Source organism: Sphingomonas sp. (genome assembly GCF_036388435.1).
GTDB lineage: Bacteria > Pseudomonadota > Alphaproteobacteria > Sphingomonadales > Sphingomonadaceae > Sphingomonas.
The window spans coordinates 21,178-33,544 of the sequence record NZ_DASVRV010000016.1 but is presented as its reverse complement, the minus strand read 5'-3'; the positions used below and the strand labels follow the sequence as shown (position 1 = coordinate 33,544).

Below are 12,367 nucleotides of genomic sequence, written 5' to 3'. Positions count from 1 at the left end.
CATGATGACAGCACGACCGACAACGCCTGGTCAAGCGCGCGGGTTGCCACCAGCGGTGGTGGGTGTCCCGCCCTATCGGACCCCAGCCTATGGATGAACGCGCGGTGGTCACCCGTTTCGCGCCGAGCCCGACGGGCGCGCTGCATCTGGGCCATGCCTATTCGGCGGTGCGCGCGCACCGATTGGCGCGGGCGCGGGGCGGCGCCTTCCTGCTGCGGATCGAGGATATCGACGGCATGCGCAGCCGGGCGGCGCATGTCGCGGGCATCCTGGACGATCTGCGCTGGCTGGGGCTCGACTGGGACGGGCCGGTCGTCTTCCAGTCGGCGCGGCTGGAGGCCCATGCGGCGGCATTGGAGACGTTGAAGCGCCGGGGACTGGTCTATCGCTGTTTCTGCACACGCGCCGAGATCGCCGGGGCGATATCCGCGCCGCACGGGCCGACCGCCCCCTATCCGGGGACGTGCCGGACGATCGACGCGGCGTCGCGCCCGGGGGAGAGTCATGCCTGGCGCATCGACATGGCGCGCGCGGTAGCGGCAGCGGGTCCGCTCGACTGGCGGGACGAGCGCGCGGGCGTCGTGCGCGCGGTGCCGGAGGCGCAGGGCGACGTGGTGCTGGCGCGCAAGGACGTCGCCACCAGCTATCACCTGGCGGTGACGGTGGACGACGCCGCGCAGGGCGTGACCGACGTGGTGCGCGGGGTCGACCTGTTCGACGCCACGCATGTCCACCGGCTGCTCCAGGCGTTGCTGGGGTTGCCGACGCCGCTCTACGACCACCATCCGCTGCTGGTCGGCGCCGATGGCGAGCGGCTGGCCAAACGGCGGGGAAGCCCGTCGCTGGCGAGCCTGCGCGCGGGCGGCGTGGACGGCCGGAAATTGGCCGCCGGGTTGATGGAGGATACCCCGCCCGCTGGATTTTCGATCGCGAGGACCTAGATCGGGGTCATGAATACTTTCCTCGTCATTCTCCTCGTCGCGGCGATGATCGCGACCGTCGTGGCCCTGGTGCGCGGTGTGATCGCGTTTCTCCAGGAATCGAGCGCGGAGGTGCGCGGCGGGCCCTCGGCCTCGTCGGTCAAGTCGAACCGCATGATGCAGCAGCGCATCTTCTTCCAGGCGATCGCGGTGATGATCGTCGTCGTGATGCTCTTCGCGGCCGGCCGGACCTAAGGGCGCCAGCCAGAATCGTGGTCAAGCTCAACCGCATCTACACGCGCACCGGCGACGCCGGGGATACCGGGCTGGTCGACGGATCGCGCCTGTCAAAGGCGAATCCGCGGCTGGCGGCGATGGGCGATGTCGACGAGGCGAATAGCTGCATCGGCGTCGCGATCGTCGCGCTGGGCGACCATCCGGTCGCGCGCGACCTGGCGCTGGTGCAGAACGAGTTGTTCGACCTCGGCGCCGACCTGGCGACCCCGGGCGAGGATTTCACGCCGTCCGAGATGGTGCTGCGGGTCGTCCCGGCGCAGGTCGAGCGGCTGGAGCGCGCGCTCGACGCGCTCAACGAGGAACTGGCGCCGCTCACCAGCTTCATCCTGCCCGGCGGTGGCGCGGGGGCGGCGGCGCTCCATGTGGCGCGCGCGGTGACGCGGCGGGCGGAGCGCAGCGTCGTCGCGCTGATGGAAAGCGGGGGCGCCGCGGCGAACCCGCAGGCCCTGGCCTATATCAACCGCCTGTCCGATTATCTGTTCGTCGCCGCGCGCGTCGCCAATGGCGCGGCGGGAGACATCTTGTGGAAGCCGGGCGCGACCCGCTGACGGGCTATCGCGCGGTCGTCACCGCCGCGCGCCAGGTTGTGATATAATCGATCGAACCCCGGCACTCGCCCATGTCGCGCTGTTCGGCGAGGCGGAAGTCCCGGCCGTCCCAGGCGTATTCCTGCATGGTCCCGCAGTCGCCGAGCCCGCGGCCCTTGGCGAAGCCGGTCAGCCGTCGTCGCCTCGCATCCCAATCGGCGTTGACGAGCATGTTCGGGTCGGCCCCGTCCGGGTCCATGCCGGTCCCGGCGTCGAAGGCGGCGGGACGGACCCGTCCGGTCTCGTCGACGACGAACACGCTGGTGAAGATGTTGTACGCGCCATTGCCGCAGGGGTGCGTGACGAGCGCGACGCTGTGACGCGCGTCGAGTCGGATCGCGCGTGGGCGTACCGGGCCCGAGGCATGGGCGCAGCGGGCATTGTCGGGCCCGATCAGGCGCGCGGCGGCGCCGGCGGCAAGAGCGCGCGGGGCACCGCCGGTCGGTCGCGGCTGGACGATGCGCGGCAGCGGCGGCGGCGCGGGCACCGTCGCGTCCGGGCGCGGACCCCGCCGGATCAGCGCGCCCGCCGTGCCGAGGCGGCGCTGCTGCTCGTCGATGTGGAGGAACGCCGCCGCGATCCCCCTGAGCGAGGCGGCCGCGAGGGGCGGGCCGTCCCCGCCATGTACCGTGAGCTCTCGTCCATTAGCCAGCATCGACGCGAATGCGCGGTTGAAGGGCAGTGCGGCTTCGCGTGTGATCCTTCCTGCTAACTTGCCGTCGATGCGAATGGTCAGCGGTCCGGCGGGCAGGTCGTTGCCCGAGGCAACGCGCAGGCTGGGCTGCGCCGTCGGCTGGCCTTCGCGGGTGATCACCGCGAGCAGATAGCGGTCCCGGTCCTCGGAAGCCGGAACCAGCGCGACCGCCCGGCAGGCGCGGACATTGTCGCATCCCGCCGTCCAATGGCCGACCGTCCGCAAGCTCCCGGGTTGCGGTTGGAGGGCGGCGGCGGCAAGGGCAGCTACGAGCATGGGCGGGAGCCTAGCGCGCGGAGGTCGGCATGAACATCGTGGGCGTGATCGGGGCGGGGCAGATGGGCGCGGGCATCGCCCAGGTTTCCGCGCAGGCGGGATACCGGGTGCTGCTGTCCGACGTGTCGCTGGACCGCGCGCGGGCCGGGCTGGCGGGGATCGCCAAGCAGCTCGACCGCGCCGTCACGAAGGAGAAGATCGCCGCCGCCGACCGCGACGCCGCGCTCGCGCTGATCGAACCGGTCGAGGGCGCCTCGGCGATGGGCGACTGCGACCTGGTGATCGAGGCGGCGACCGAGCGCGAGGAGATCAAGCGCGCGATCTTCGGCGATGTCGGCGCCGTGCTGCGCCCCGACGCGATTCTGGCGACCAACACCTCGTCCATCCCGATCACGCGGCTGGCCCAGGCCGCGCCCGACCCCGCGCGCTTCGTGGGGGTGCATTTCTTCAACCCGGTGCCCGTCATGGGGCTGATCGAGCTGATCCGCGGGCTCGCCACGTCGGACGCCACGGTCGCAACGGTCGAGGACTTCGCGCGGACGCTGGGCAAGCAGGTGGTGCGCGCCAACGACGCGCCGGGCTTCATCGTCAACCGGGTGCTGATGCCGATGCTGAACGAAGCGTGTTTCGCGCTGGGGGAGGGGGTGGCGACGATCCCCGACATCGACCTGGGCTGCCAGCTCGGGCTCAACCACCCGATGGGGCCGCTGACGCTCGCTGATTTCATCGGGCTCGACACCTGCCTGGAGATCACGCGGGTGCTCCATGAGGGCACGGGCGATCCCAAATTCCGGCCCGCGCCGCTGCTGGTCAAATATGTCGAGGCGGGATGGCTGGGCCGGAAGACGGGACGCGGCTTCTACGACTATCGCGGCGATGCGCCGGTGCCGACGCGATGACGTCGATCGGCATCTATGGCAGCCTGGGCCGGATGGGGCGCACCATCGCCGAGGTGATGGAGGATGTCGGCGCCACCAACGCGGGCGGGGTTGATGTGCGCGACGATTGCCGCCCGCTCGCCGAGCGCGCCGACGTGCTGGTCGACTTTTCGGTCGCCAGCGCCTTGCCCGAGCATCTGGAGGCCGCGCGCGGGGCGGGGCGACCGATCCTGGTCGGCACCACGGGGCTGTCGGCGCGGCATCACGCCATGATCGACGCGGCGGCGGCCGAAATCCCGGTGCTCCAGACGGGCAACACCTCGCTGGGCGTCACGCTGCTCGGCATCCTTGTGCGCGAGGCGGCGGCGCGGCTGGGGCCGGAATGGGACATCGAGATCGTCGAGATGCACCACCGCCACAAGGTCGACGCGCCGAGCGGCACCGCGCTGCTGCTGGGCGAGGCGGCGGCGACCGGGCGCGACACCACGCTGTCGGAGGTGCGCGTCGACGGGCGCGCGGGATTGACGGGCGCCCGGACGGAGGGGACGATCGGTTTCTCCAGCTTGCGCGGCGGATCGGTGATCGGCGACCACAGCGTGATCTTCGCCACCGATGGCGAGCGGATCGAGCTGGGGCACCGGGGCGAGGACCGGGTGATCTTCGCGCGCGGCGCCGTGCGCGCGGCTTTGTGGCTCGTCGGCCGGGCGCCGGGGCGCTACCGCATGGGCGACGTGCTGGGCCTGTGACCGGGTGACGGAAGCGGAAGTCTTCGAATTCTATCGCCGGCTGGCGGAGAACGATCCCGATCCCCGGACCGAGCTGGCCTGGAGCAATCCCTATACCTTGCTGGTCGCGGTAGCGCTGTCGGCGCAGGCGACCGATGTCAGCGTCAACAAGGCGACCGGCCCGCTGTTCGCGCGCGCCGACCATCCCGCCCGCATGATCGAGCTCGGCGAGGACGAAGTGCGCGCGCATATCCGCACGATCGGGCTGTTCAACACCAAGGCGAAGAACGTCATCCTGCTCAGCCAATTGCTCCTCGACGAGCATGGCGGCGAGGTGCCCGCCGAGCGCGAACTGCTCGAACGGTTGCCGGGCGTCGGGCGCAAGACCGCCAATGTCGTCATGAACGTCGCCTTCGGAGCGGAGACGTTCGCGGTCGACACCCACATCTTCCGGGTCGGCAACCGCACCGGGCTCGCGCCCGGCAAGACGCCGCTGGCGGTCGAATTGGGGCTGGAGGCGGTGACGCCCCAGCCGTTCCGCCTGAGCGCGCATCACTGGCTGATCCTGCACGGGCGTTATGTCTGCAAGGCCAGGCGCCCCGAATGCTGGCGATGCATCGTCCGCGACCTTTGCGCGTTCGAGCCCAAGACCCCCGCGCCGAAAGAGGCCTCCGATGCGTAGACACCTCCCCGCCCTGCTTCCCGCTCTTTTGGCGGCCGCCATCGCCACGCCCGGTGCCGCCGGCCAGCGTTCCGACCGCGTTCCCGCCGCGACCCCGACCGGGGAGGCGCGCAGCTGCATCCCGCTACGCTCCATCCGCGAGACGCGGGTCAGGTCGGACCGGGTGATCGATTTCGTGATGACGGGCCGCCGGACCTATCGCGTCACCCTGCCCCAAGGCTGTCCGGGCCTCGGCTTCGAGCGGCGCTTCGGCTACGCGACCTCGCTCAGCCAGCTCTGCGCGCAGGACATCATCACCGTGCTCAACCAGACCGGCGGCCTGTCGCGCGGCGCGAGCTGCGGGCTGGCGCCGTTCCAGCCGGTGCGGATTGCAGGCAAAACCCGCTAGCGCCCCGGCGCCCGCGCTGCTATCCCGGACCCACGCACTCGTAGCTCAGCTGGATAGAGCACTGCCCTCCGAAGGCAGGGGTCACAGGTTCGAATCCTGTCGAGTGCACCACCCGCCGACGACCGGATCGACCGGCGCCGGTGACGTTCCGGGCGCGGCTTCCTGCGCCGGCGCCTCGGTCGGGCGGCGCATTGACCTCCATCAACACGGTTTTTCGCGTCGGGCTTCGATCTTCGGCTAGGGGCGGTCGATGCTCGTCCGTCGGACCGGGCGCGACAGGATGACCCGATGCGCCTTACGGTGGAAGCGACCCTCGCCTATCATATGCCCGAACCTGCCGACGTGCTGCTGGCGATCGAGGCGGCGCCCATGGAGGAGCAGCGGCTGATCGAGGACGCGCTCACCGTCAGCGGGGTGGGGCCGCTGCGGACGGTGCCGGGCGATGACGGGATCGGCCGGCGCACCTGGACGCGCGCCGAAGGGGCGTTCCTGGCCGAATATCGCGGCACCTTCGACGTGGAGCGCGCGCCGGAGCCGCTGATCGGTCTGGCCGTCACGCCGCTGCCGGAACTGCCCGCCCCGGTCATTCCTTATATCTGGCCGAGCCGGTTCTGCCAGTCCGATCGCTTCGTGGCCTTTGTCGCGCGCGAGTTCGGCCACCTGGAGGGTGGGGCGGCGGTCGACGCGATGGCGCGCTGGATCGGCGACAATATCGATTATCGCATCGGGTGCAGCGACGGGACGACGAGCGCGGTCGACAGCTTCGTCGCGCGCCAGGGCGTGTGCCGCGACTTCTCCCATGTGATGGCGGCGTTCGTCCGTGCCGCCGACATTCCGGCGCGGCTGGTCTCCGCCTATGCCTGGCAGCTCGATCCGCCGGATTTCCATGCGGTGGTGGACGTCTGGCTGGGGGGTCGCTGGCGACTGGTCGACGCGAGCGGCCTGGCGCCGGTCGAGGGGCTGGTGCGGATCGCGGTGGGACGCGACGCGACCGATATCTCGTTCATGACGATCTTCGGCGCCGCGCAGTTGCGGGACCAGCGGGTGCGGGTGACCCGGACCGATCCCTAGCCGCGCTCGCCGATCCAGGATGCGACATCGTCCAGCGCCGGGAACGGATCGGCGCGCGGGCGCGGAACGCCGTCGAAGACCGCTTCGACGAACCAATAACCCGCCAGTCCGTCATGCAGGTCGCCCAGCCGCGACACGATGGCCGCCAGGCGGTCCTCCTGGAACACCAGCCGCGCGTCGCAATCGTCGGCGCTGGCCAGCAGGATCGGTTCAAAGCGGATCATCATGCCGCCCGGTCCAGGTGGAGATAGGCAGGATCGAAATCCGCGATGCGCTGCATCCGGGGCCAGTCGACGATCTCGATCCGGCGCTTGTGGCGAACGATCACCCCTTCGGCGCCGAGCGCGGCCAGCATGCGGTTGACGTGGATCGGCGTCATCCCCGTGGCGTCGGCGATCTGTTCCTGCGTCATCGGCAGGGTAAATTGCTCGGCATCGCCCTGTCCTGCCGCCGCGCGCCGAAACGCGAACTCGCACAACAGGTGCGCGATGCGCGTGCGGGCGTCGCGCTGCCCGACATTGAGCACCCATTCGCGGTAGACGGACGCGTCGATCAGCGTGTCCCGCCACAGCGCGTCGGCGACGGTCGGGCGGGCCCGCGCGACCGCGCGCAGGGCATCGGCCGGGATCCACGCGATCTCTCCATCGGTGATGAGCTCGACATTGTGATCGGCGATGTCGAGCAGCAGATGCTGCAGGTCGAGCACGTCGCCGGGGATGTGGAAGGACACGATCTGCCGTCGTCCCTCGCTCGTCAGCTTGCTTCGGCAGGCATAGCCCGACAGCAACAGGCAACAATCGACGACGCGCCCGCCTTCGCGCACGAGATAGGTGCCGGCCCGTGCGGTCTCGGCGCGTAAAGGCAGTGCCTCGATCGCGGCGATATCGTCGCGGTCGAGCGGCGCCAATCTGCTCAGCTTGCCGATCAGCCCGGTCAGTCGGGGTTCGTCGCTGCTCGACATGTCGTTCCTCGTTCCAGATCGCCCCAACGATACCAAGCAGCGAGCGATGGTGTTAAGAACATGGATCAAGTCCGACCATCTGACCCGGCGAAGGCGGACCGATGGCCGCCCGGCGGGAACGACTAAGCGGCGACAGGGTTCACCCAGCGTCCGCGTCGGGGCGCCATCCATGCCCCGCCGCCATCCCCATCCCTTCGAGGAGCGCCAGAGCCGATGACCGACACCCCGCATGCGACGCTGTACCGGATGGTGCTTCCCGATCACGTCTGCCCGTTCGGGGTCCGTGCCAAGGTCCTGCTCGAGGAGCGCGGCTTCGTCGTCGAGGACCGGGTGCTCGGCACGCGCGACGAGGTGGACGCCTTCAAGGCGGAACAGGGCGTGTCGACGACCCCTCAGATTTTCATCGACGGCCAGCGCATCGGCGGCAGCGACGATCTGGAGCGCCATCTCGCCGCCGCGTGACTGCTACATCGTCAGCGGGCCGGCATAGCCGGTGAGCTCCAGATAGCCCCGGCCGCCCGTCGTGCGGACCGCGCCCTCCCAATAGACGGGCAGGCCGCTCGCGCGCGCGTCGAGTTCCTGGGCGGGGAACAGGGGGCGCAGCGGAAAGCGGCGCGGGCCTTGGGGCAGGCGCACCGTCAGTTCCTGCACGACCGGATAGACGGCGCCCGTACGTCGCGAGCGCCAGGTCGCCAGCGTGCGGAAACGGACGTCGCCTGGCGCGAAGACGACCCGGCGGCCGTCCGGATAGCGATAGGAGCCGCCCGCCCAGATCGTGCCCCCGCCCTTGCGGCGGATGCGGAAGGCCATGAGCGCGGCGCCGTCGTCGAGGTTGAGTCCGGTCCAGTCCCATCCCTCCGCATCGGGGGCGAGATAGTCGGAGGACCATTCGCGGTCGAGCCAGGCCTCGCCGGTCACGCGCTCCGCCGTGCCGCCGCGCGTGACGACGCCCGACGCGCGCAGATGCGGGATCGAGTAATAATAGCTCGCCTGGTCGGGGCGGGGGCCCTTGCGGCTGTAACCGCCCAGCCCTTGCGCGAGCGGGGGCTGGCCGGGTCGGAAAACCAGGTCGAAGGCGAAGCCGGGTGCCGTCACGCGCGCCGCGAAACGCCCGTCGGGGAAGCGCCGCAGCCGCCAGTCGCGGATCGCGACATCGGCGTCGCCGACCCTGGCACCCGCCAGCCCGAACCCCGCACGGGCGGCGCGCTCGCCGTGGAGGAGCCGGCCGGTCGCCGGATCGGACAGCGCGGCATGGGCGAACAGGATCTGCCGGGCGGCGAAGCGGCTGGGATTGGCGGGGTCGACCCGCGGGCGGGTACGAAAGAAGGTGACCTGAAAGCCGAGGTCGCGGCCCCCCGCCGTCCGCAGCCAGCCGGTCACGTACCACCATTCGGTGCGGAACGCGGGATGCGCGCCGTGATCGGCGGGGAAGCGCAGCGCGATGCCGGGGCGCACGACCGGATAGGGCGCGGGCGCGGCCAGCGCGGCGCCGGCGATCAGGGCGGGTAGGGCGAACAGGCGGCGCATCACCAATCCTCGCGCACGGCGAGCACCGCGTCGGTCGCGGTCGCGCGGCGGCCCGCCAGGATCGCGGTGCCCGCGCCCGCCGCGATCAGGGCGAGGACGACGCCCAGCACCGTGCCGACGGGCACGCGCGTCGCCATGGTGAAGTTGAACGATTGGGGGTTGATCACATGGATCAGCACCTGGCCGAGTATCCCGCCGAGTAACACTCCCGCCAGCCCGCCGATCAGCCCGAGCAGCGCGCCCTCCATAGCCAGCATCGCGGTGATCTGGCGCTTAGCGACGCCCAGATGGCGGAGCATCCCGAACTCGCGGCTGCGCGCCATCGTCTGCGCCGACACGGTGGCGGCGACCCCCGCCAGCCCGACCAGGATCGCGACGCCTTCGAGGATATAGGTGACCGCGAAGCTGCGGTCGAAGAGCTGGAGCGCGAAGCGGCGCAGCGTCGCGGGCGCCGCGACCTGGGTCAGCGCGCGCCGGTCCGGCGACAGCACGGCGAGCAACGCGCGGCCGACGGTCGCGCCGTCGGCGCCGGGGCGGAGCGTGGCGGCGGCCTCGTCGCGGGTCGTGTCGCCGGTCAGGCGGGTATAATCGGCGTCGCGGATCACGGCGGCCCCGGCCTGGCGGGCATAGTCGCGCCACACGCCCGCGACCGCGAAGCGCCGGCCGTCGCCGATCGGCAGCGCGATCAGCTCGCCGGGGTCCCAGCCATGGATGCGCCGCGCGGGCTCTGACACCCAGACCGGTATCGCCCCCGGCGGCACCGCCGCCTCCGCGATCAGCGGCAGGACCGTGTCGCGGCCGGCGTTCACGCGGCGCGCGATCAGCGTGACGGGCGGCCGGTCGGGGGCGAGGGTCAGCGGGATCTGGCGGCTGAAGGCGAGCGAGGCGATGCCGGACGCCCCGCGCAGCCTTTCCTGCGTGGCGGGATCGAAGCCGGGACCCCCCTCTGTGCGCAGATACAGGTCGGCGGAAAGCAGATCGCCGAGCCACTCGTCGACGGCGCCGCGAAAGCTGCCCACCATCGTCGCCATCGCGATCATCAGCGCGGTGGAGGCGACGATGCCGCACAAGGCGGTGGCTGCTTCACCAGGTGCCCCATGGATGTGGCGGACCGCGAGAAGCGCGGGCACGCTGGCGGTCGGGCGCTTGGCCCAGCCGCTCAGCAGCCGCCGCGCGAGCCAGGGCACGCCCGCGACCCCGCCGGCGAGGAGAAGCGCCATGCTGGCGAAGCCGAATAGCGGGAGCCCGGCGACCGCGGGGAGAAAGGCGGCGAGCACGCCCAGCCCCATGAGCAGCAGCGCGGGGCGCCACGGCACGGGCGCACGCGGGTCGATCACGTCGCCGGCATTCTTGAGCGCGGCGGCAGGGGCGGCGCGGGAGGCGGCACGGGCGGGCAGGACGCTGCCGAGCACGGCCGCCGCCAGACCCAGCGCGAAGAAGGCGAGCGCCGCGCCGGGCTGGAAGGCGACGCGCGACGCGCCTCCCGCGAAATAGCCCGCGCCCAGATCGCCCCCGAACAGCCGCAGGGCGAGCAGCGCGAGGCCATAGCCCGCGAGCAGGCCGAGCCCTGCGCCGATCAGCCCGATCACCAGCCCCTCGATCGCGACCGCCGCGACGATCCCGCGCCGGGGCAGTCCCAGGGTGCGGACGAGGGCAAAGGCGCGCAGCCGCCGCGCGACCGACAGCGACTGGGCGGAAAAGACCAGGAACCCGCCCGTCAGCAACGCCACGAGCGCCAGCATGTCGAGATTGACGCGGTAGGCGCGCGACAGCGTCTCCCCCTGCGCCGCCTCCGCCGCCGCGCCGCCGACCGTCGCCGTAGCGGGCAGCAGGCGGGCGAGCGCGGCTTCGGCGGCGGCGCGGTCGGCGAGCTTGAGGTCGACGCGGTCGAGCCGGCCGAGCCGGTCGAAGCGCCATTGGGCGGCGGCGATGTCGATCACGCCGATCGCCTGGCCCTCGCCGATACCCGCGAGCAGTCCCGCGACGGTGAGCGGCACCGTGCGGCCATTGGCGGTGACCGACAGCCGCGCGCCGACCCGCGTGCCGAGCCGGGTCAGCGCGTCGCGCGACAGGAAGAGGGCGGACTCGTCGAACGCCGCGTCGCCCCGTCCCTCGGGGCCGCTCGCGCGCAGGCCGATCAGGCTGGGGGTGACGGCGGCGGCGCGGATCACGTCCAGGCCGAGCAGGGTGAACGGCTTGCCGTTCGCGCGCGCGGACAGGCGGACCACAGGGCTGGCGTCGGCCACGCCGGGGGCGGTCGCGACGGGCGGATAGAGCGCCTCGTCGAAGCCGAGCGGGCTCGCCGCGCGCACCGCGAGTTCGGCCGAACCGTTCACGCCCCGGATCGCGCGGTCGAACGAGGCGAGCGCCGAGCCGTTGACGAGGTGCACCGCGAAACCGAGCGCCACCCCGACCGCAATCGCCACTGCGGTCAAAAGGAAGCGCACCGGATGCCAGCGCCACTCGCCCCCGATCAGCCAGCCCAGCGCCAGCCGGGCCGAGACCAGCCCCGGCTCAGCCATTGGAGACGAGACCGCCCGAGGTCAGCGTCAGCACCCGGTCGGCGACGGCGGCGGTCGCGGCCGAATGGGTGACGAGCAGCGCGGCGGCACCCCCCGCGCGCACCGCGTCGGCGAAAAGCGCGAGCACGCGGGCGGCGGTGTCGGGGTCGAGATTGCCCGTCGGCTCGTCCGCCAGGATTAGCGCGGGGCGATGGACGAGCGCGCGGGCGATGGCGACGCGCTGCAACTCGCCCCCCGACAGGTCGCGCGCATAGCCGTCGCCGCGTGTCGCGAGCCCGACCGCGTCCAGCATCTCGTCCGCGCGCGTCGCCGCGGCGCGCGCATCGGGAGAGACGAGCGCGAGCGGGAGCGCGACGTTCTGGCGCAGCGTCAGATAGGGCAGGATGTGGAAGGCCTGGAACACGAACCCGATCCGCTCCCGGCGCAGCCGCGTGCGCGCCGCCTCGTCCAGGGGACCAAGGGCCGTGCCCTCGATCCGCACCTCGCCCGTATCGGCGTCGTCGAGGCCGGCGAGGATGTTGAGCAGGGTCGACTTGCCGACCCCCGATTCGCCCAGGATCGCGACCACCTGACCACCCGCGACCTGCAGGTCGAGGTGGCGGAACAGCGTGCGCGCCGGCGGGACCGATTTGGCGAGGCCGCGGACGTCGAGCAGGGGCGCGTCGGTGGAACGGGTCACGAAGCCTCCCCGGCTGGGTCGTTTGAACAAAGCACCGCCACGTCGCACGGTTCCGCGCCGAAATGAATGATAGGCGTGCCGGAATTCAACCTCGATCACCTCGGCAGGCATGATGCCGATGATCGTCGCATACGCGATCCGAGCCGGTCGGGGCCGGCGC

At 71.7% G+C, this 12,367-nt stretch carries 15 protein-coding genes and 1 tRNA gene; 10 read left to right on the top strand and 6 right to left on the bottom strand.

Going from position 1 to position 12,367, the window contains the following annotated elements:
- The first annotated feature begins 89 nt into the window (after window positions 1-89).
- Genes gluQRS through VF592_RS04455 form a run of 3 tightly spaced genes read left to right on the top strand, consistent with a single transcriptional unit; the run spans window position 90 to window position 1,765 of the window.
- Complete coding sequence (gene gluQRS, locus VF592_RS04465; RefSeq protein WP_331004407.1) at window positions 90-941, top strand: tRNA glutamyl-Q(34) synthetase GluQRS; 852 nt, start codon at window positions 90-92, stop codon at window positions 939-941.
- Between the two features lie 9 nt (window positions 942-950).
- Window positions 951-1,175: a twin transmembrane helix small protein gene (locus VF592_RS04460; protein WP_331004406.1), complete on the top strand. Its 225-nt coding sequence runs from the start codon at window positions 951-953 to the stop codon at window positions 1,173-1,175.
- Window positions 1,176-1,192: 17 nt separating this feature from the next.
- Complete coding sequence (locus VF592_RS04455) at window positions 1,193-1,765, top strand: cob(I)yrinic acid a,c-diamide adenosyltransferase (protein WP_331004405.1); 573 nt, start codon at window positions 1,193-1,195, stop codon at window positions 1,763-1,765.
- A 4-nt stretch (window positions 1,766-1,769) separates the two neighbouring features.
- On the opposite strand, the gene VF592_RS04450 is transcribed toward VF592_RS04455, so the two are convergent.
- Entirely contained in the window at window positions 1,770-2,774 is a 1,005-nt protein-coding gene (locus VF592_RS04450; RefSeq protein WP_331004404.1) for a DUF1176 domain-containing protein, read from the bottom strand.
- Between the two features lie 29 nt (window positions 2,775-2,803).
- Here VF592_RS04450 and VF592_RS04445 point away from each other — a divergent pair, with 29 nt between their 5' ends.
- The 6 genes from VF592_RS04445 to VF592_RS04420 all read left to right on the top strand — a co-directional run bounded on the left by VF592_RS04445 (window position 2,804) and on the right by VF592_RS04420 (window position 6,518).
- Window positions 2,804-3,673 carry a 3-hydroxybutyryl-CoA dehydrogenase gene (locus tag VF592_RS04445; protein ID WP_331004403.1) on the top strand — a complete coding sequence of 290 codons (870 nt, stop codon included), beginning with the start codon at window positions 2,804-2,806 and terminating at the stop codon, window positions 3,671-3,673.
- Window positions 3,670-4,398 (top strand): 4-hydroxy-tetrahydrodipicolinate reductase, encoded by a 729-nt coding sequence (dapB, locus tag VF592_RS04440; RefSeq protein WP_331004402.1) that lies wholly within the window; start codon window positions 3,670-3,672, stop codon window positions 4,396-4,398. The genes VF592_RS04445 and dapB overlap by 4 nt, the downstream gene beginning before the upstream one ends.
- A 4-nt stretch (window positions 4,399-4,402) precedes the next feature.
- Window positions 4,403-5,059, top strand: coding sequence for an endonuclease III (nth, locus tag VF592_RS04435; protein ID WP_331004401.1), 657 nt, complete (start codon window positions 4,403-4,405; stop codon window positions 5,057-5,059).
- Entirely contained in the window at window positions 5,052-5,447 is a 396-nt protein-coding gene (locus tag VF592_RS04430) for a hypothetical protein (RefSeq protein WP_331004400.1), read from the top strand. The genes nth and VF592_RS04430 overlap by 8 nt, the downstream gene beginning before the upstream one ends.
- A 34-nt stretch (window positions 5,448-5,481) precedes the next feature.
- Window positions 5,482-5,558: transfer RNA gene (locus tag VF592_RS04425), tRNA-Arg, on the top strand.
- Between the two features lie 177 nt (window positions 5,559-5,735).
- Window positions 5,736-6,518 carry a transglutaminase family protein gene (locus VF592_RS04420; protein ID WP_331004399.1) on the top strand — a complete coding sequence of 261 codons (783 nt, stop codon included), beginning with the start codon at window positions 5,736-5,738 and terminating at the stop codon, window positions 6,516-6,518.
- On the opposite strand, the gene VF592_RS04415 is transcribed toward VF592_RS04420, so the two are convergent.
- Together VF592_RS04415 and VF592_RS04410 are read right to left on the bottom strand one after the other, a co-directional pair.
- Window positions 6,515-6,745, bottom strand: coding sequence for a hypothetical protein (locus VF592_RS04415; protein WP_331004398.1), 231 nt, complete (start codon window positions 6,743-6,745; stop codon window positions 6,515-6,517). The genes VF592_RS04420 and VF592_RS04415 overlap by 4 nt on opposite strands.
- Window positions 6,742-7,479 (bottom strand): Crp/Fnr family transcriptional regulator, encoded by a 738-nt coding sequence (locus VF592_RS04410; RefSeq protein ID WP_331004397.1) that lies wholly within the window; start codon window positions 7,477-7,479, stop codon window positions 6,742-6,744. The genes VF592_RS04415 and VF592_RS04410 overlap by 4 nt, the downstream gene beginning before the upstream one ends.
- Before the next feature lie 213 nt (window positions 7,480-7,692).
- Here VF592_RS04410 and VF592_RS04405 point away from each other — a divergent pair, with 213 nt between their 5' ends.
- Window positions 7,693-7,941 carry a glutaredoxin domain-containing protein gene (locus tag VF592_RS04405; RefSeq protein WP_331004396.1) on the top strand — a complete coding sequence of 83 codons (249 nt, stop codon included), beginning with the start codon at window positions 7,693-7,695 and terminating at the stop codon, window positions 7,939-7,941.
- Between the two features lie 3 nt (window positions 7,942-7,944).
- Here VF592_RS04405 and VF592_RS04400 read toward each other — a convergent pair whose 3' ends face one another.
- The 3 genes from VF592_RS04400 to VF592_RS04390 are packed head-to-tail and all read right to left on the bottom strand — an operon-like array spanning window position 7,945 to window position 12,207.
- Window positions 7,945-9,006, bottom strand: a complete 1,062-nt coding sequence (locus VF592_RS04400) for a carotenoid 1,2-hydratase (protein ID WP_331004395.1) — start codon at window positions 9,004-9,006, stop codon at window positions 7,945-7,947.
- Window positions 9,006-11,528, bottom strand: a complete 2,523-nt coding sequence (locus VF592_RS04395) for an FtsX-like permease family protein (protein WP_331004394.1) — start codon at window positions 11,526-11,528, stop codon at window positions 9,006-9,008. The genes VF592_RS04400 and VF592_RS04395 overlap by 1 nt, the downstream gene beginning before the upstream one ends.
- Window positions 11,521-12,207: an ABC transporter ATP-binding protein gene (locus tag VF592_RS04390; RefSeq protein WP_331004393.1), complete on the bottom strand. Its 687-nt coding sequence runs from the start codon at window positions 12,205-12,207 to the stop codon at window positions 11,521-11,523. Before VF592_RS04390 ends, VF592_RS04395 begins: the two co-directional genes overlap by 8 nt.
- Window positions 12,208-12,367: the final 160 nt, after the last annotated feature.